An 18,597-nucleotide genomic window follows, 5' to 3' on the forward strand; every position below is an offset into this window, starting at 1 on the left:
CAGGTTCGAATCCTGCCGGGGGCACAGTTATCTGACCAGTTGACGAATCCTTACTGGCAGCTGCCGGGTGGCGCCGGGATCGGCCCGCTCACCTGGGGCACCAGACCGCCGAACGGACCCGGCGGTGGCGGTGGCTTTACGCACTGAACCACCACGACGAAACTGGGCGCTACGCCGTGCTGTATGGCGTGCCAGTAGGCGCCGTCGTCGTAGGGCACCCCGTCGCAGGTGGCCTCGGGTGGCGGCGTGGCACCACCCGGGCAAAAGTTCGCGCCCACGTCGGGCTTGTGAGGATCGGGGTCCGCGTGGCCTGCCGGCGCGACCGTTATGGCGGTGACGATCAGCGCCGTGATCACCACCTTTGTTCCTCCCCATGCCATCATCCGCACATGACCTCCGCACACTTCGTCCGTGACTTGTCGGGTTGTTCCCGCTCAACCAGCATTCTCGACGTCGGCGCCAGTCTGATTGAAGGCGGCCCTCCGTATAGAGAAATGCTGCACTACCGATTGTGCACGGTGACCGGATTCGAACCTCACCCGCGCGCCCTAGCGGAGCTGCAAGAACGCCAGGGGCCGCTGGAGCGGTACCTACCGCTCGTGGTCGCCGACGGGCGCGAACATCGGTTGAAGCTCACCAGAGCCGAAGGTATGACGAGCCTTCTCACCCCTGACGAGAATCAGCTCCGGCTGTTCACCCCCTACCTGGACTGGGGTTCGGTCGTCGAGCACATCGACGTCGAGACTCATCGTCTCGATGACCTCGACATCGACGAGTTCGACCTGCTCAAGATCAACGTTCAGGGCGCCGAACTCATGGTGTTCCAGAATGGCCGGGAACGCTTGCGCAACGCCGTGGCAGTACACACAGCGGTGTCGTTCGTTCCGCTCTACCAGGGGCAACCCACCTTCGGGGAAGTGGACATCGAACTCAGGTCGCAGGGGTTCGTGCCGCACTCGATGCCTGGGATCAAGCGGGGGCCGATCGCGCCGACGGTTTTCGACCGCGACCCGAGTAAACCGGGCAACCAGTTGCTCGAGGCGGATATCGTCTACGTCCGCGACATTGCTCATCCCGAACAGATGACGAGCGATCAGCTAGCGCACCTGACGATGATCGCGTTCCACATCTACGGATCAGTCGATCTTGCCGTCTTCTGCCTCATCGCGCTGATCCAACGCGGGCGCGTACCCGAGGACGCCGTCGAGCAACTGATGCAGCTCTTCGAGTAGCCCTCAATTCACTGAGCTGACCGTCGCACTGCAACTCGACGTGCGCATATGCGACGTCACCGGGGCGTAAGATGTCCGTGCTCAATGTCGGCTAGTGTCGACGCAATTCGCTCATAGTAAACAGGATTCGCCGGCTTCGCCGGTAAGTGCCACGGTAGATCTGTCACAGACCGCCGAGGTCGTCGGGCACATCGACGGCGTGCTCCCGCAACGCTTCGAGCGGCACTGTGTCCAGGGTCCGCTCGTGGGTGGACGCCAATACCACGGGTGCGGCGACACCGTCGCGGTAAGCCAGCAGCCAGTTACTAGCGGTCACGCACCAGCGGTCTCCGGGTACCAGACCGGGAAACCTGAACTGCGGCATGGGCGTTGAGAGGTCGTTGCCGATCGAGCGCTGGTGGGCGAGGAATCCGGCAGTGACCACCGCGCAAATCGTATGCGAGCCAATGTCTTCCGGCCCAGTCGAACAGCAGCCGTCGCGGTAGAAGCCGGTGAGTGGCTCACTGCTGCACGGCTCCAGCGGGCCGCCCAGCACGTTGCGTTCAGACATGGATCGCCGTCGCCAGCCGCACCCGGTCGGTCCGGGCCGCCGGCGCGCCCGTCAACGTCGACGTTTCCGGGCTGTTGAAGGCTATCCGCTCGCCCCGCCACAACGACGAGAACGGGCCGTCGTCGATCGTGCGCGCCCGATCCCGCAATATGGCGGCGTCCAAATCCGGCTCCATGAACGGCACGTTCATCGCTATGTGCACACTCGCGATTCTGGCATGCAGACCGCCCTGTGCCGACGGGTATCGACGTGGCAGCATCAGCGGATGGTCATCACCGCCAACTCGATCGCGCATGTGCGGCTCACCGTCACCGACATCGAACGGTCTCGGCGATTCTACGAGACAGTCTTCGGATGGCCCGTCCTGCTCGAGGTTCCCGAGAACGCCGACGAGGCAACCCGCGGGCAGCTCGGATTCCTGTTCGGTGGTGTCATCTACGACCTGGGCGGTGCGCTGATCGGGCTGCGGCCGGTCGCCGACGACCGTTTTCACGAAGACCGGGCCGGTCTGGATCACATTGCGTTCAGGGTCGCCGACAGATCCGAATTAGATTCCGCGGCCGCATATCTCGACGATCTTGGGCTGGAACACGAACCGATCAAAGACATCGGGCCGGCCTACATTCTGGAGTTCCGCGACCCGGATAACATCGCATTGGAGCTGACTGCCCCGAAGTAGGCCGGCAAGCACGATGCCCATTGAGTTGCGGCTAGCTGGCACTGCGCGGACCGCGGCGACGGGTTTCCTGATCGCGGTAATCGTCGGCCAGTCGGCTGACGTGTTCGGGCAGCGCGCCGGCCGCGACGTCGGCCAAGCTGGTCTGCTCCAGCACCGAACGCATGCTGGCCCGCAGGGCCCGCCAGACATCGGTCAGCGCCGCGGTCGGTCCGGAATAGGGCAGGTCGCCGAGTCCGATGTCGCGAACACTGGCCAATGGGCCGTCGATGCAGCGCAACACATCGGCGATGCTGATTTCGGATCCGGAACGCGACAATTCGTATCCGCCGTCGCGACCGCGGTGGCTGCGGACCAAGTGGTCGGAGCGCAGCGCGGACAAGATGTCGACGAGAAACTGCGGCGGGATTCGCTGCGCATTCGCCAGCTCGTCGGTCGTGACTCGTACGCCGTCGTCGACGGTGGCCAGCTCGACCATCGCCCGCACCGCATACTCCGCCTTCGCCGACATCCGCATGGAATGCGATTCTCCCCCCGCAACGTGTCTCAGCTGGTGACCGCGAGCACCGCGTCGGCGTATTCCGGGCGGCACACCACCAGATCGGGCAGCGTCGGATCGGCCCGGTTGTACTCCAGCGGTGATCCGTCGATGCGGGAGGTGTGCAGACCAGCAGCGCGGGCGACCGCGACCGGCGCCGCCGAATCCCACTCGTACTGGCCACCGGCGTGGACGTAGACATCGGCCGACCCCTGGATGACGGCGGCGACTTTCGCTCCCGCCGAACCCATCGCGACCAGGGTGCCGTTCAGCTGATCGCGGACCTGGAGCGCGACGGCCGGCGGCCGGGTCCGAGACACCACGATCCGCGGCTCACCGGAATGTGCCGGCGGTGCTACGGGATCCGGGGTGGCCAAGGTGACACCCTGCGCCGGAAGCGCAACCGCGCCGGCCACCAGCGCACCGGACTGCCACAGCGCGACGTGCACGGCCCAGTCCTCGCGACCGGGCTCGGCGAACTCCCGAGTGCCGTCCAATGGGTCGACGATCCACACTCGCTGCGCGCTCAACCGGACCGGATCGTCGATGCCCTCTTCGGAGAGCACCGCGTCATCGGGGCGTTCGCGTGCCAGCGCATCCATAAGGTAGTCGTGAGACCGCTTGTCGCCCGCTGCTTTTCGATCGAACTCGGTGGCGTCGGCGAGTTCTTTGCGCACCGCCAGCAACAGTTGACCGGCTTCGGTGGCCAGCCGCGCGGCTACCTCGTGGTCGCTGTGATCGCTCAACTCCGGGCCTCGATCAGCTCGACAACTTGCTGGGCAAGCTCGTCGAGACTGCGGTCCGGCACGAGTCGCAGGTCCGGATTCTTCGGCCGCTGGTACGGGCTGTCGATCCCGGTGAAGTGGGTGATCTCACCCGCCCGCGCCTTGGCGTAGAGGCCCTTGGGGTCGCGCCGCTCGCAGTCCTCGAGCGGGGTGTCGCAGAAGACCTCGAGAAAGTCCAAGCCGTTTTCCGCATGGATGCCGCGGGCCAGCGCGCGGTGCTCTTCCAGCGGGCTGATCGCCGGCACCAGCACGGTGTGGCCGGAGTCCGCGATCAGCGCCGCCACGTGTGCCAGCCTGCGCAGGTTCTCGGCCCGGTCCGCCATGGAAAAACCCAGGTCGGCGTTGAGGCCGTGCCGCAGGTTGTCGCCGTCCAGAACATAAGCGGGGAAGCCTTTTTCGAGCAGCTTCCGCTCAACCAGCATGGCCACTGACGACTTACCCGAAGCCGAGAGCCCGGTGAACCACAGCGTGCGGCCCCGCGAGATGCGGTCCTGGGCGGTCACCAGCGAGCTGTGCCGCACCGTGTTCGGACTCGACGACCGGGTCGTCGCTTCTCGCAACACCATGCCCGCTGCAACGGTCCCGTTGGTGTGGGGGTCGATCAGGATGAACGATCCGGTGCTGGCGTTGCGGGTGTACTCGTCGAGCAGCAACGGCACCTGGGATCGCAGCGATACTCGGCCGAGTTCGTTGAGCTGCAACGCCTTTGCGCCCTTGTCTCGGCGAAGCGTGTTGACATCGAGCCGGTAGTCCAGCGCGGTAACCCGCACCCGGGTGGTCTGGCTGGTGTGCTTGATCAGATAGTCGCGGCCCGGTTCCAGGACCGACTCGTCGGCCATCCAGCACACCGTCGCATCGAAATCCCGGGTGACCCGCGGCGCGTTGGCGGGCCGGGCGATCATGTCACCGCGCGAGATATCGATGTCGTCGGCGAGAGTCACCGAGATGGCCATCGGCGGAAATGCCTCTGCCACTGGGCCATTCGGACCTTCAATCGCGGTGATGCGGCTGGGCTTTCCGGTCGGCAGCACAACGACTTCGTCGCCGGGGCGCATCACGCCGCTGGCGACGGTGCCAGCGTAGCTGCGGTGGTCCTGGTGCTCGCGAGTCTGCGGACGGATGACGTACTGCACCGGGAACCGCACGTCGACGAGGTTACGATCTGCCGCGACGTAAACCTCTTCGAGGTGCGACAACAGCGCCGGCCCGTCGTACCACGGCGTGTGCTCGGACCTGCTGACCACGTTGTCGCCGTGCAGTGCCGACACCGGGATGGTCAGCACGTCCTGGACGTCCAGGCGGGTGGCGAAAGCGTAGAACTCGTCGCGAATCGCTTCGAAAGCCGCTCTGTCCCAGTCGATCAGGTCCATCTTGTTGACTGCGAGCACGATGTGCTCGATGCCCAGCAGCGAGGCCAGGAACGTGTGACGGCGGGACTGCTCGAGCAGGCCGTGGCGGGCGTCGACGAGCACGATGGCCAGCTGGGCAGTGGAGGCGCCGGTCACCATGTTTCGGGTGTATTGAATGTGCCCCGGGGTGTCGGCGATGATGAATTTCCGCTTGGGAGTGGCGAAGTAGCGGTAAGCGACATCGATCGTAATACCCTGCTCCCGTTCGGCGCGCAGGCCGTCGGTCACCAGGGACAGGTCGGTGTATTCGTGGCCGCGGTCTTTGGACGTGCGCTGCACCGAGGCCCATTGGTCGTCCATGACGGCCTTGGAGTCGTACAGCAGCCGCCCGATCAGCGTGGACTTGCCGTCGTCAACCGAGCCAGCAGTTGCCATCCGCAGCAACGTGGTTGCACTCATCAGAAGTACCCCTGCCTCTTGCGGTCTTCCATTCCGGCTTCGGAGATCCGGTCGTCGGCGCGGGTGGCGCCGCGCTCGGTCAGTCGCGACACCGCAGTCTCGGCAACCACCTCGGCCACCGTGGCCGCGGTCGATTCCACGCAGCCGGTGCAGGTGACGTCGCCGACGGTGCGGAATCGGACCGTCTTCTCGATCACCTTCTCGTCGGCGTGCGGCTGCAGGTGCCGGTCGACGGCCAGCAGCATGCCGTCACGCTCGAAGACTTGCCGCTTGTGCGCGTAATAGATCGACGGCAGCTTGATTTTCTCGGCGCCAACGTAGGACCAGATGTCGAATTCGGTCCAGTTGGACAGCGGGAACACCCGGATGTGCTCGCCCTTGTGGTGGCGGCCGTTGTAGATGTTCCACAGCTCGGGCCGCTGGGCCTTGGGGTCCCACTGCCCGAACTCGTCGCGGAAGCTGAACACCCGCTCCTTGGCGCGCGCCTTCTCCTCGTCGCGGCGGGCACCGCCGAACGCGGCGTCGAACTTGTTCTCCCGGATCGCGCGCAGCAGCGTGACGGTCTGCAGCGGGTTGCGCGACGGAATGGTTTCGACGACCCGGCCGGCGTCGATGTCGTCCTGGACTTTGGCGATCACCAACCGCACCCCGGTCTCGGCGACCAACTCGTCGCGGGCGGCGATCACCTCGTCGAAGTTGTGGCCGGTATCGACGTGCATCACCGGGAACGGCAGGCGGCCGGGCCGGAAGGCCTTCAACGCCAGCTGCAGCATCACGATCGAGTCCTTGCCGCCGGAGAACAGCAGCACCGGACGTTCGAACTCGGCGGCCACCTCGCGGATGATGTGGATCGCCTCGGCCTCCAGCGAACGCAGATGGCTCAGCTCATACTGCCCGGCAGCGGGCGCCTCTTGGGTGGTCATCAGACTCCCCGATTCTTGGTAAAGTAGGTAGAGTTGGTCAATATTACAGACATTACCCAGTATGGAACCAGCCGTTTGCGCGGCTGTCAACTGAATCGGCTTGGTTGGTGGCCACCCTCAGGGCTCCGAATCTGTCGGGCCGCCATCTCATAGTCTGGGCGGATGCGACAGGGGCGAGGCCGGTAGGCATGACCCGGTTTCTGGCACGTCGCGTGGCGAATTATGTGCTGCTGTTGGCGCTGGCCTCGTTTCTGACGTTCTGCCTGACGTCGGTGGCCTTCTCGCCGCTGGAAAGCCTGATGCAGCGCAGCCCGCGCCCGCCGCAGGCCGTGATCGACGCCAAAGCCGCCCAACTCGGACTGAACAAGCCCATCCCGCTGCGCTACGCGAACTGGGCGTCGCACGCGGTGCGCGGCGACTTCGGCGCCACCATCACCGGTCAACCCGTGTCAGGCGAACTGTGGCGCCGGATCGGCGTCAGCCTTCGGTTGCTGCTGATCGGGTCGGTAGCCGGGACGATCATCGGGGTACTGCTCGGCGCCTGGGGGGCGATCCGGCAGTACCGCATCAGCGATCGCGTCATCACGATGCTGTCGCTGCTGGTGCTCTCCGCCCCGACTTTCGTGATCGCCAACCTGCTGATTCTCGGGGCGCTGCGGGTGAACTGGGCGCTGGGCTGGCAGCTGTTCCAATACACCGGGGAAACCTCGCCGGCCCTGATCGACGGCACGGCGGCGCGATTCGTGGATCGCTTGCAGCACTTGGCTTTACCGACGCTCACGCTGACGCTGGGCACTGCGGCGGGGTTCAGCCGATACCAGCGCAACGCGATGCTCGACGTGCTTGGCCAGGATTTCATCCGGACCGCCCGCGCCAAGGGCCTGAGCCGCCGCCGCGCCCTGATCAAGCACGGGCTGCGGACGGCGCTGATCCCACTGGCGACGCTGTTCGCTTACGGCGTAGCCGGTTTGGTCACCGGAGCGGTGTTCGTCGAGAAAATCTTCGGCTGGCACGGCATGGGCGAATGGATGGTGCAAGGGGTGGCCACCCAGGACACCAACATCGTCGCGGCGATCACGGTGTTCGCCGGGGCGGTGGTGCTGCTGGCCGGTCTGCTGTCCGACTTCATCTACGCGGCGCTCGATCCCAGGGTGCGGGTGTCATGACCGCTCTTGACGCTCCCGCATTCGCGTCCCGACGGACGTTGGTGCTGCGCCGCTTCCTGCGTCGCCGCTCGGCGGTGGCGTCGCTGCTGGTGCTGCTAGTGCTGTTCGTCGGCTGTTACACGTTGCCGTCGGTTCTGCCCTACTCCTACAGCGACCTCGACTTCAACGCGCTGCTGCAGCCGCCCAACGCCCGACACTGGTTGGGTACCAATGCCCTTGGTCAGGATCTGCTGGCCCAGACCTTGCGGGGTATGCAGAAGTCGATGCTGATCGGGGTCTGCGTGGCGGTCATCTCGACCACTATCGCCGCGACCGCGGGATCGATCTCCGGCTACTTCGGCGGTTGGCGCGATCGCGCGCTGATGTGGTTCGTCGACCTCATGCTGGTGGTGCCGGCGTTCCTGTTGATCCTGATCCTGACGCCGCGGACCAAGAGTTCCGGCAACGCGCTCATGCTGGTGCTGCTGCTGTCGGGATTCGGCTGGATGGTCAGCTCGCGCATGGTCCGCGGCATGACGATGAGCCTGCGCGAACGTGAATTCATCCGCGCAGCAAAGTATATGGGTGTACCCAGCTGGCGGATCATCACCCACCATGTGGTGCCGAACGTGGCGTCGATCCTGATCATCGACACGGCGCTGAACGTCGCGGTGGCTATCCTCGCCGAGACCGGGCTGAGCTTTCTCGGCTTCGGCATTCAGCCCCCGGACGTGTCGCTGGGCACGCTGATCGCCGACGGCACCCAGTCCGCGACGACGTTCCCGTGGGTGTTCCTGTTTCCCGCTGGTGTGCTGGTGCTGATTTTGGTGTGCGCGAACGTGACCGGCGACGGTCTGCGCGACGCGCTGGATCCGGGGAGCCGATGAGCCGGCTCCTGAAGGTCACCGGCTTGGCCGTCACCTTCCCGACCGAAGGGCCCCCGCTGAAGGCATTGCGCGGCATCGACTTTCACGTCGACGCCGGCGAAGTCGTGGCGATCGTCGGCGAATCCGGTTCCGGCAAGTCGACGGCGGCGATGGCGGTGGTCTCGCTGCTTCCCGAATACGCCGACGTCCGCGGATCGGTGAAACTGCAGGGCAACGAGCTGGTCGGCCTTTCCGATGGCGCCATGTCGCGGTATCGCGGCAACACGATCGGCATGGTGTTCCAGGATCCGATGTCGGCGCTGACGCCCGTCTACACCGTCGGCGACCAGATCGCCGAGGCCATCGACGTGCACCAGCCGCTCATCGGGAAACGTGCGGCCCGTCAACGCGCGATCGAATTGCTGGAACTAGTCGGCATAGTCGAGCCTGTACAGCGTGCCCGCGCCTTTCCGCACGAACTGTCCGGCGGCGAACGCCAGCGCGTGGTGATCGCGATCGCGATCGCCAACAACCCCGACCTGTTGATCTGCGACGAGCCGACCACCGCGCTGGACGTCACCGTGCAGGCACAGATCCTCGAGGTGCTCAAGACCGCCCGCGATGTCACCGGGGCCGGCGTGCTGCTGATCACCCACGACCTGGGCGTGGTCGGCGAATTCGCCGACCGGGCACTGGTGATGTACGCCGGCCGGATCGTGGAATCGGCCGCCGTCAGCGACGTCTACCGCGATCGCCGGATGCCCTACACCGTCGGGCTTTTGGGTTCGGTCCCGCGGTTGGACGCGCGGCAAGGCACCCGGCTGGTGCCGATCCCCGGCGCTCCCCCGTCGCTGACGGCTTTGGAGCCGGGCTGCCCGTTCGCGCCGCGCTGCCCGCTCGTCGTCGACGAATGCCGCACCGCGGAGCCGCCGCTGTCGCCGGTGGCGCCCGACCACGACGCGGCCTGTATCCGCACCGAGCACGTCGTGGGCCGCAGTGCCGCGGACGTGTACGGAATCAGCACCGAAGCGGAAGCTACCGAGACGGGTGCACCGCCCGTCGTGGTGCGGGTCCGTGATCTGGTCAAGACCTACCCATTGACCAAGGGTGTGCTGTTCCGGCGCAATGTCGGCGAAGTCCGAGCGGTCGACGGCATCAGCTTCGAACTGCGTCAGGGGCGCACGCTAGCCATTGTGGGCGAGTCGGGTTCAGGAAAGTCGACCACGCTGCATGAAATCCTGGAGTTGGTTGCGCCGCAGTCGGGTTCGATCGACGTGCTGGGCAACGACGTCGCGGCGCTGAACTCGGCGAGTCGCCGGGCGCTGCGACGCGACATCCAGGTCATCTTCCAAGACCCGGCGGCGGCCCTGGATCCGCGGCTGCCGGTGTTCGAGCTGCTGGCCGAGCCGTTGCACGCCAACGGATTCAGCAAGGCCGACACCAGTGCGCGGGTGGCCGAGCTGCTCGACACCGTCGGGCTACCGCACGGCGATGCCAGCCGGTATCCGGCCGAGTTCTCCGGCGGGCAGAAGCAGCGGATCGGGATCGCGCGCGCGCTGGCGTTGCGGCCCAAGATTCTCGCCCTCGACGAGCCGGTGTCCGCCCTGGACGTGTCGATTCAGGCCGGCATCCTCAACCTGCTGCTCGATCTACAGCAGGAGCTCGGCCTGTCCTATCTTTTTGTGTCGCATAACCTTTCGGTTGTCAAGCATCTGGCCCATGACGTCGTGGTGATGCTGCGCGGTGCCATCGTCGAACAGGGTGACAGCGACGAGATCTTCAACCGGCCACAGCACGAATACACCTGCCGCCTATTGGCCGCTGTGCCGCAACCGGATTCGGCCCATGGGTAGCCCGATGACGAAGCGGTCCGTGAAACGGACCGAGGAGGAGTCGAGCCAGTGGCTCCGGCGGATACTGGCGATCGCGTTCGCTGCCATGATCACGGCCGGTTGCACGTCGGGGGCCGACCTGGTGCTGTCCGGCCCCGCCACCGCCGTCGGCGCGACCAGCGACATCAACCCGCAGAACCCGGCGACGCTACGCAATGGCGGCGATCTGAGATTGGCAATCACCGAATTCCCGCCCAACTTCAACACTTTGCACATCGACGGCAACTCCGCCGACGTCGACGGCATGCTGAAGGCCACCATGCCACGCGCGTTCGTGATCGGGCCGGACGGCTCCACCACCGTCGACACCGATTACTTCAGCAGCGTCGAACTCACCGGGACCAACCCGCAGGTGGTCACCTACACCATCAACCCGAAGGCGACCTGGTCCGACGGCACTCCACTCAGCTGGCAGGACATCGCCAGCCAGATCCACGCCACCAGTGGGGCCGACAAGAACTTCGCGATCGCCGGCACCAACGGCAGCGAGCGGGTCAAGTCGGTGACCCGCGGCGTCAACGACCAGCAGGCCGTGATCACCTTTGCCAAGCCGTACGCCGAGTGGCGCGGCATGTTCGCCGGCAACACCATGTTGCTGCCCAAGAGCAGCACCGCCACGCCCGAGGCGTTCAACACCGCGCAGCTGTCCGGCCCCGGGCCGTCGGGCGGCCCGTTCATCGTCTCCGCATTGGATCGGACCAAACAGCGGATTGTGTTGACCCGCAATCCCAAATGGTGGGGCGAGCGGGCGAGGCTGGATCGCATCACGTTTCTGGTGCTCGACGACGCGGCCAGACTGCCGGCGCTGCAGAACAAGGCCATCGACGCCACCGGTCTCTCCGGGCTGGACCAGATGACGATCGCCCGGCGCACCAAAGGCATTTCCATCCGCCGGGCGCCCACCCCGAGCTGGTATCACTTCACCTTCAACGGCGCGAAGGGATCGATACTGGCCGACCCGGCGTTGCGCCGCGCGATCGCCGAAGGCATCGACCGGCAGAGCATTGCCGCCGTCACCCAGCACGGGCTAGTCAGCAATCCGCGGGCGCTGAACAACCACATCTATGTCGAAGGTCAACAGGGCTACCAGAACAACAGCGCCGTCGTCGCGTACAACCCGGAGAAGGCCAAGCGTGACCTTGACGCGCTGGGCTGGAAACTCGACCGACAGTTCCGGGAAAAAGACGGCAAGCCGTTGGTCGTGCGCGACTTGTTCTACGACGCGCAGACCAGCCGGCAATTCGGTCTGATCGCCCAACACAGCCTTGCCCAGATCGGCGTGCAGCTCGAGCTGATGGCCAAGGCCGGCAGCGGGTTCTTCACCAACTACATCAACGTCGGCGCCTTCGACATCGCCCAATTCGGGTGGATGGGCGACGCTTTCCCGCTGTCCGCGCTCACGCAGATCTACGCGTCCACCGGGGACAGCAATTTCGGCAAGATCGGCAGCCCCGAGATCGACGCGAAAATCGAGCAGACCCTCGAAGAACTCGACCCGGTCAAGGCGCGGGCGCTGGCCAACGACGTCGACACGCTGATCTGGGCCGAGGGCTTCAGCCTGCCGCTGGTCCAGTCCCCCGGCAACGTCGCCGTCAACAGCTCACTGGCCAACTTCGGCGCCCCCGGGCTAGCCGACCTGAACTACTCCGCGATCGGATTCATGCGTTGATCCTTGCGATCCGCTGAAGTACGGGATGATGCTCGGCGCCGTGACCGCGACGATCGACAAGCCACGTGCTGTCGGCGGCGCGGGCTTTGCACACCGGACTGCCACTGCTGAGCGAGGCCGGCGGGCCGGTGACCCGCTTCGTACCGCTGTCGAAGTTCCTCGCCCCGGCCCTTGTGCTGGTGACCCCGCCTCCCGGGGTGCGCGATGTCTTGGGACGCACGGACGGACTCACCGAGTGCTGCCAGATCCACCAGGACGTGCGAAACGCGTTGGGCCACCATCGTCCGGTCGGTCCGAATCCGTTCGACGGACAACGACTTTCCGCTCGAGTCGCCGTGCACCACGGTCGCCAAGGGGCCGATCCCGGCTCGCATCGCCGCGCGGCGGTGAAAGGTCGGCTTGGACGGATCGCGGCACGAGCTTAAGTCTGAGAAATCAGGCATAGATGCCTGCTGATGGCATCGGAGGGCGTCATACTGGCTTATGCATGGTTTTCCAGACATAAGGAGCGGAATGGCAGGTCCTCGACGCACCCAGTCCTCGCGCGATGCGACTATGCCTGAAATAGCACGCATAGCGCAGACGTTCGCCGAACGCCGGGTGACGCTGCGGCTCACTCAACAAAACTTGGCAGACTTGGCAGGCGTTTCTCGCTACAGTATCCAGTCGCTCGAACGAGGAACCGGGTCAACCAAGATCAACTCAGTCGTCGAGATCGCTGAAATCCTGGGCATGCGCATCGAAGTGACCGCGACGAGCGAATGACCAATCCTGACGGACTTGACCTACGCGAGTCCACCGAAGCCGACGTATACATCGACAACGAAATTGCAGCGCGCCTGACCCGCGACTCCGGCGACAGGATAACCTTCGACTACCTGGCAGATCAGGATCGCCCGAGGCACGGCCGCATACGTGACCGGTCCATCTCCTGGTCGCTGCTCCGCTCCGGTGAATATCCCAAAGTTACGGGTGGTGGTGCGGTTCCCGCATTCTTTGCAGGGCTACTTCCAGAAGGAGTCAGGCTTGGCGTCCTAACTTCGTCGACGAAAACCTCTGCAGACGACCACTTTACGTTATTACTTGGGATCGGCGCCGACACCATCGGAAACGTGCGGGTCTTCCCTGCCGGGCATCAGCCAGTACGACCGCTGCCCCTGTTTGACCCGGACCGCGACACCGACTTTCAAATGGTCTACGCGAAACTGACTGGTTCCATCGACGCCGATCCCGTGGGTCTGGCGGGTGTGCAACCAAAGGTCAGCGCCGCCATGCGGTCGACTTCCGCCCAGACTCGATCAGGGCCGGCGATACTGAAACTCAATCCCGCGCAGTACCCGCAACTGGTCGAGAACGAACACTTCTTCATGAGGATGGCCGCGGCCTGCGGCCTGCGGGTCGCCGTGACATCGCTGCTCCACGACGCTAATGGCCGAAGCGCCTTGCTGGTAAAGCGTTTTGACCGCGTAGGAACGACGCGGCTGGCACAAGAGGACGCTTGTCAGGTCGCCGATCTTTACCCGGCTTCCAAATATCGCATCAAAACTGAAGCTGCTCTGTCCCAGCTTGGCGAGGCGTGCGCGCGCGGCGGTGGCTCGAAGGTCACAACGATCGCAGAATTGCTCAAAACTGTTGCGTTCTCCTGGCTAATCGGAAATGGCGATCTGCACGGCAAGAACCTGTCGATCTATGAGCCCGACGGAGTGTGGCAGCCGACTCCCGCCTACGACTTGCTGTGCACGCAGCCCTACGCCAAATGGAAGGACCCGATGGCACTCACCTTGTATGACCGCGCCAACCGCCTTTCGCGCGCCGACTTTGTCGTTGCGGGCGAACGACTCGGGTTGCGTTCGCGCGCAACCGAAAAAATGCTTGACGCGCTTGTCGATGCCGCAACGCTGTGGCCAAGTAGATGCGAGCAGATAGGATTCGCACTCCGTCAAACCGAACTTCTCGCTGAGATGCTGCACGCCAGAATCACCAGCCTCAAGGGATGAATCGACGACGCAGCCCCTGAGCGCGCGGCCAACGCAGGTCACCCTACGCGCACAACTCGATTCGCTGCGCATCCTTGACGCCGTCGTATCGGGCCGGCGTGCAGGTCAACACGATGACCTGGCCGCGCTCGCCCAGTGTGTCGAACACCGCGGCCATCTTGACCAGCCGTTCGGGATCGGTGAAGCCGAGCGCATCGTCGATCAGGATCGGCACCGCGTCCTCTTTGGCGACCAATGCCGCGCCGGCCAGCCGCGCCAGGATGCCGAGTTGCTCCTTGGCCCCGCCCGACAGCGATTCATAGGGGACGGTGCGACCGTCGAGCGTGCGGGTTTGGATACACAAGTCGCTGTCGACATCGACCTCGAAGCTCTCACCGAAGACGGGACGGCCGAGCCGCTGCAGTTCGGCGCGGAACGGTTCGACGTAGCGCAACCGGGTGGTGTCGCGGTGACGCGTCATCACCTCCCGCAGCATCTGCACCGCCCGGGCCCGGCGGCCGACCCGATCGTGCTCGCTGCGCGCGTGCTCGAACTCGATCTCCGCGGCGTCGAGTTTGCCGTAGCGGCCTTCAGTCCCGAAAACCGTGAGCTGCGCTGCGATCTCATGCAGGGTGCGCGCGACGTCGTCATGGCGCTGACGCAAAGCCGCGGCCGCCTGAACCGCGTCGGTCAGCTCGGTTGCGACGACGTCGGGCTCCTTGGCCGCCAACTGCTCGGTCAACTCGGCGACCCGGCTCGCGGCGGCCTCCGCCTTGGCGGCGTCGGCCGCAACGTCGGCGGCCAGCTTCTCATCGGGCCCCGCGGCGCGCTGTGCGGTCAACCGGTCGGCCACGGCCAGCAACTCGGCGCGCTGGCTGACCAGGTTGTCCTGCACACGCGTTGCCTGAGCAGAAATTTCGGTGAACTTCTTCATCGCCAGGGCGGCAAGGTTGCGGTACGCCTCGCACGCCACACCGGCCTGGGCGCGGGCCGCGATCGCCTCGAGCAGCTCGGCGCGTGCGGCGCAGGCATCGATGTCGTCGGAAACCGCTGGCAACGACTGCAATTCGTCCAACCGAGCGCGCAGTTCATCGATGTCGTCGTCGCCGGACAGTCCAGCCAGCGTCGCCGTCAGCTGATCGCGTGTGCTCTGCAATTCGCGGCGGCGCTGATCGGTCTGCCGCGCCGCTTCCAGGTCGGCGACCTGCGCCCTCGCCAACATCGCAGCCAACTTCTCTTGCTCCGCGGCATATTTCGCTTTTATCTCGACCGCCGACGTTCCGGGCGTGACGCGGGCCGTGACGATCCCGGGGATCTCGACCTCGGTGGCGATGTTCGCGACCGTCGACCAGGTTTCACCGGCCGGCAGCTGCACCCGCTCACTGCTGATGACCAGTTCGATATCGGCGGCCGCGACGAATTCAACTGTCGCCGAGACCAATGCCAGCTGGCCTTCGGCTCGATCGACCGCCGAGGCGGCCTGTTCGATCTGACGCAGCAGGTCCTCGGTCATGGCTATGGTCGCGAGCTCTTTGGCTATCGCGTCGCGCTCGCTCAGCGCGGCATCGATTTTCGTCAACTTGGTGGCCAGCCGCTGCGTCTCGTCGCGACGGGCCAGGTCCTCGACCGCGCGCTGGGCGGTGTCGGCGCGCTGCTGGACGGCAGCGAGGTCCTGGACCACCCGCTCGACCGCGGCGTCGGCCTCCACCGTGACGTCGCGGGCGGTCGCCTGGGCTTCGAGGGCCTCGCGGGCCTGGTCCTCGAGAACCGCGACTGCCGCTGTGCGCGAGTCGTTTTCGGTGCCCAGCCGAATCCGTTCGGCGAGGGCAGCCGTCGACGCGGTGCTGGTCGCGGTTGCGGCGGCGGCGATCAGCTCGGCTTCGCGCACCTGTTCGGTGAGCCGGGCGATCTCGTCGGCGGCGGCCTGAGCGGTGGCTTGCCGCGTTGTTGCCGACTGCTGCTGCTCGGTGAGCTCGGCCAGCTCAGCCGTGAGCGCGGCATGCCACTGCACCTTGTCGTCGACCTCGGCGACCGCCGTGGCGCAACGATCGACTTCCTGGCTGGCGGCCGCCAAGGCCTTGATCGCCGCCGTCCACTCGCCGGTGGGGCGGCCGGTCGGGGTGAAGTAACGCGCGTACTCGCTGTCGATTCGCTCGATGAGCAACGGCTCGGTGCCCGATAGCGCGGCCGTGTCGCCCGCGGCGACGTCGAGGGCGCGGGTCAATGCGTCGCAGCCCGACAGGTTTACCACGTCGGTTGACGTGGCTTGCAAAACCCTTTGGGCGTGCCACAATTCGGTGTCTACCGTCTCGGCGAGCATGGCCTGCACGCGGTCGTGCGCCTCGTCACCACTGCGCTGTTCGCGACGCGGCTCCAGAACCGTCAGCTGCGTCTCGGGCTTCTTGTGGAAGCGCTTGCGGTAGATGAAACGGTAAGTGCCGGCGCTGATCTCGGCGGTGATCTCGGATCCGACGTCGGCGTGGGTCGGTTTGACCTGCTTGACCTCTTTCTTCGTCGAGCGGTCCTTGGATTCCAGCAGCAGATCCAACGCCTCGAGCATCGAAGACTTGCCGATCTCGTTGGCGCCCGACACCACCACTACCCCGTGGTCGGGGAAGTCGATCTCGCGGTGGTCGATTCCACGGTAGTTCTGCAAGATCAGCCGATGCAATTTCATGCCGCACCCCGACCTTGCTGGCCGTGGTCGGTCAGCCGCAACAACAACGCGAGCGCCGCCTGCGCGTCACCCGCAGCCGCGTCGTCCGCGCGCGCGGTCGTCATCAGTTCCTCGACCGCGTCGGCGGCGAACCCGCCGATGCCCAGGTCGCTGAACTCGCCGTCGGCCGGAATCACCGCGAGATCGCTGTGGCTGTCCCACACCCGTAGCGACGCGAACAGCCGCGAATACTTGTCCAGGCAGCCGTCGAGCCCGGCCCGGTCGGTGACGGTCAACGAGCCAATCAGGGCCAGCCGCAACACGGTTCGGTCCTTGTCGGGCATCAGGTCGAGGTTCATCTCGAGGGCGGCGATGTCGCGGCTGGTGTCCACGTGCCGGCTCAGCGTGCTGAATCGCCACCGGCCGATGCGCGGGGCATCGACGGTCACCGGACGCTGCGGATCCGCCTCGTCGATGTCGACGATCAGTACGTGGCCGGGAACGGCCTCGACGTCGTCGTAGTTGGTGACTTCCGGCGAACCCGAATACCAGACCCGACCGGTGCTTCCCACGTCGGTCAGCGAGTGCTTGTCGCCGAGCGCCACGTAGTGAATTGCGCCGCGCGCCAGCGCATCTTCTACCCCGGCCAGTCGGATCAGTGCGGCCCTGGTGAGGTCGGGGTCGAGCACATCGACGCCGCCGTGGGCGACGAGCACGCGGGTGATCCCGTCGGCCGGCAGTCCCTCGAGCGCGTCGGCAACCAGGTCGGTGGTCGGCGCCTTGGACCGCCATGGCGCCGCGACGATCTGCAGCCCGGGCCGGACCTCGTGGACGCCGGCGCGATCGAGCACGCGCACGTTGGCCGAGCGCTCGGCGTTGAACAATGCGCTGGTGTACACCGAGGACGCGTCCAGCGGATCGTGGTTACCGGGCAACAGGTAGACCGGAATTCCGATGGCGCGCATGGCTTCCAGGGACTGGCTGATGACCGCCGGCGCCAGCTGGTTGTGCTCGAAGACGTCGCCGGAAACCACGACGAACTCGGCACCGGCCTCGGCGGCCAGCCGGCCGAGTCCGGCTACCGCGTCGCGCCGGGCGGCCGAGTAGCGCGGCTGGGCTTCGCCGGCGAGGAAGTGACGGGTCATGCCGAGTTGCCAGTCGGCGGTGTGCACGAATCGCATCGCGACCGGAGTCCCTTCTACCTGATCACCGGTCGGTGCGACCGGTCATGGCGAAGTTTAGGACCGCCCACCGACAAGTCCGGGGACCTCCCGCGGCAGGTCCGGCGCCGGTCAACAGTATCGAGACCCATCCATGCGCAGGTGTCACAGCAGCAACACAGGCCCCCGGGAGAGCTGCCGTAACCTCAACCGGATGAGCGACCGAACCCTGGTTCTGCTGCGTCACGCAAAATCGGCCTACCCCGACGGCGTCGCCGACCACGACCGGCCGCTGGCACCCCGCGGTCAGCGCGAAGCCGGACTGGCCGGGGACTGGCTGCGCAGCCATCTGCCCACGATCGACCAGGTGTTGTGCTCGACCGCGACCCGCACCCGCGAAACGTTGGCGCGCACCGCGATTGATGCGCCGGTCCGCTACGTCGAGCGACTCTACGACTGCACTCCGGGCATCGTCATCGACGAGATCAACGGCGTCAGCGATAACGTCTCGACGTTACTGGTCGTCGGCCATGAGCCGACGACGTCCAGCCTCGCCCTGCAACTGGCTGACCCGGAGAGCGCCAACACTGCGGCCGCCGAACGGATCTCGGTGAAGTTTCCGACGTCGGCGATGGCCGTACTTAGCCTCGACGGCAGCTGGGCGGACCTCGAACTCGGGTCCGCCCAGCTGGTCGATTTTCACGTGCCGCGCTAGCCGCGG

The 18,597-nt window shown here is 65.8% G+C and carries 18 protein-coding genes and 1 pseudogene; 10 read left to right on the forward strand and 9 right to left on the reverse strand.

Translation table 11 applies throughout. From position 1 onward, the window contains the following. Positions 1-50: 50 nt before the first annotated feature. Positions 51-383 (reverse strand): hypothetical protein, encoded by a 333-nt coding sequence (locus tag ABDV69_RS04340; protein ID WP_343572103.1) that lies wholly within the window; start codon positions 381-383, stop codon positions 51-53. A gap of 6 nt (positions 384-389) precedes the next feature. Here ABDV69_RS04340 and ABDV69_RS04345 point away from each other — a divergent pair, with 6 nt between their 5' ends. After that, positions 390-1,232 (forward strand): FkbM family methyltransferase, encoded by an 843-nt coding sequence (locus ABDV69_RS04345; protein ID WP_343572104.1) that lies wholly within the window; start codon positions 390-392, stop codon positions 1,230-1,232. A 163-nt stretch (positions 1,233-1,395) separates the two neighbouring features. On the opposite strand, the gene ABDV69_RS04350 is transcribed toward ABDV69_RS04345, so the two are convergent. Further along, positions 1,396-1,782, reverse strand: a complete 387-nt coding sequence (locus ABDV69_RS04350) for a DUF2237 domain-containing protein (protein ID WP_343572105.1) — start codon at positions 1,780-1,782, stop codon at positions 1,396-1,398. Next, positions 1,778-1,972: pseudogene (locus tag ABDV69_RS04355) on the reverse strand (LLM class flavin-dependent oxidoreductase); the annotation flags it as partial. The pseudogene ABDV69_RS04355 and the gene ABDV69_RS04350, both read right to left, overlap by 5 nt. A gap of 75 nt (positions 1,973-2,047) precedes the next feature. Here ABDV69_RS04355 and ABDV69_RS04360 point away from each other — a divergent pair. Beyond that, positions 2,048-2,461 carry a VOC family protein gene (locus ABDV69_RS04360; protein WP_343572170.1) on the forward strand — a complete coding sequence of 138 codons (414 nt, stop codon included), beginning with the start codon at positions 2,048-2,050 and terminating at the stop codon, positions 2,459-2,461. Positions 2,462-2,492: 31 nt separating this feature from the next. Here ABDV69_RS04360 and ABDV69_RS04365 read toward each other — a convergent pair whose 3' ends face one another. From ABDV69_RS04365 to cysD, 4 genes are read right to left on the reverse strand one after another with little or no spacing between them, the layout of a single operon-like run. Further along, positions 2,493-2,975 (reverse strand): Rrf2 family transcriptional regulator, encoded by a 483-nt coding sequence (locus ABDV69_RS04365; RefSeq protein ID WP_343572106.1) that lies wholly within the window; start codon positions 2,973-2,975, stop codon positions 2,493-2,495. Between the two features lie 29 nt (positions 2,976-3,004). After that, positions 3,005-3,742 carry a 3'(2'),5'-bisphosphate nucleotidase CysQ gene (locus tag ABDV69_RS04370; protein WP_343572107.1) on the reverse strand — a complete coding sequence of 246 codons (738 nt, stop codon included), beginning with the start codon at positions 3,740-3,742 and terminating at the stop codon, positions 3,005-3,007. Beyond that, positions 3,739-5,589: an adenylyl-sulfate kinase gene (gene cysC / locus ABDV69_RS04375; RefSeq protein ID WP_343572108.1), complete on the reverse strand. Its 1,851-nt coding sequence runs from the start codon at positions 5,587-5,589 to the stop codon at positions 3,739-3,741. The genes ABDV69_RS04370 and cysC overlap by 4 nt, the downstream gene beginning before the upstream one ends. Continuing rightward, entirely contained in the window at positions 5,589-6,512 is a 924-nt protein-coding gene (cysD, locus tag ABDV69_RS04380; RefSeq protein WP_343572109.1) for a sulfate adenylyltransferase subunit CysD, read from the reverse strand. The genes cysC and cysD overlap by 1 nt, the downstream gene beginning before the upstream one ends. Before the next feature lie 188 nt (positions 6,513-6,700). On the opposite strand from cysD, the gene ABDV69_RS04385 reads away from it, so the two are divergent. The 7 genes from ABDV69_RS04385 to ABDV69_RS04415 all read left to right on the forward strand — a co-directional run bounded on the left by ABDV69_RS04385 (position 6,701) and on the right by ABDV69_RS04415 (position 14,081). After that, a complete protein-coding gene (locus ABDV69_RS04385; RefSeq protein ID WP_343572110.1) occupies positions 6,701-7,678 on the forward strand; it encodes an ABC transporter permease in 978 nt (325 codons plus the stop codon). After that, a complete protein-coding gene (locus tag ABDV69_RS04390) occupies positions 7,675-8,544 on the forward strand; it encodes an ABC transporter permease (RefSeq protein ID WP_343572111.1) in 870 nt (289 codons plus the stop codon). The genes ABDV69_RS04385 and ABDV69_RS04390 overlap by 4 nt, the downstream gene beginning before the upstream one ends. Further along, complete coding sequence (locus ABDV69_RS04395; protein WP_343572112.1) at positions 8,541-10,376, forward strand: ABC transporter ATP-binding protein; 1,836 nt, start codon at positions 8,541-8,543, stop codon at positions 10,374-10,376. The genes ABDV69_RS04390 and ABDV69_RS04395 overlap by 4 nt, the downstream gene beginning before the upstream one ends. Before the next feature lie 85 nt (positions 10,377-10,461). Next, positions 10,462-12,084 carry an ABC transporter family substrate-binding protein gene (locus ABDV69_RS04400; protein ID WP_343572171.1) on the forward strand — a complete coding sequence of 541 codons (1,623 nt, stop codon included), beginning with the start codon at positions 10,462-10,464 and terminating at the stop codon, positions 12,082-12,084. A 65-nt stretch (positions 12,085-12,149) separates the two neighbouring features. After that, on the forward strand, positions 12,150-12,509 hold the full coding sequence (locus tag ABDV69_RS04405) for a hypothetical protein (RefSeq protein WP_343572113.1): 360 nt from the start codon (positions 12,150-12,152) through the stop codon (positions 12,507-12,509). A 130-nt stretch (positions 12,510-12,639) separates the two neighbouring features. Further along, a complete protein-coding gene (locus ABDV69_RS04410; RefSeq protein ID WP_343572114.1) occupies positions 12,640-12,849 on the forward strand; it encodes a helix-turn-helix domain-containing protein in 210 nt (69 codons plus the stop codon). Further along, complete coding sequence (locus ABDV69_RS04415) at positions 12,846-14,081, forward strand: type II toxin-antitoxin system HipA family toxin (protein WP_343572115.1); 1,236 nt, start codon at positions 12,846-12,848, stop codon at positions 14,079-14,081. Before ABDV69_RS04410 ends, ABDV69_RS04415 begins: the two co-directional genes overlap by 4 nt. A gap of 43 nt (positions 14,082-14,124) precedes the next feature. Here the strand turns inward: ABDV69_RS04415 and ABDV69_RS04420 are convergent, their stop codons facing one another. After that, positions 14,125-16,737: an AAA family ATPase gene (locus tag ABDV69_RS04420; protein WP_343572116.1), complete on the reverse strand. Its 2,613-nt coding sequence runs from the start codon at positions 16,735-16,737 to the stop codon at positions 14,125-14,127. Continuing rightward, positions 16,734-17,897, reverse strand: a complete 1,164-nt coding sequence (locus tag ABDV69_RS04425) for an exonuclease SbcCD subunit D (RefSeq protein ID WP_343572117.1) — start codon at positions 17,895-17,897, stop codon at positions 16,734-16,736. Before ABDV69_RS04425 ends, ABDV69_RS04420 begins: the two co-directional genes overlap by 4 nt. A gap of 193 nt (positions 17,898-18,090) precedes the next feature. On the opposite strand from ABDV69_RS04425, the gene ABDV69_RS04430 reads away from it, so the two are divergent. Next, positions 18,091-18,591: a histidine phosphatase family protein gene (locus ABDV69_RS04430; RefSeq protein ID WP_343572118.1), complete on the forward strand. Its 501-nt coding sequence runs from the start codon at positions 18,091-18,093 to the stop codon at positions 18,589-18,591. Positions 18,592-18,597: the final 6 nt, after the last annotated feature.

Source organism: Mycobacterium sp. (assembly GCF_039583785.1).
Lineage (GTDB): Bacteria > Actinomycetota > Actinomycetes > Mycobacteriales > Mycobacteriaceae > Mycobacterium.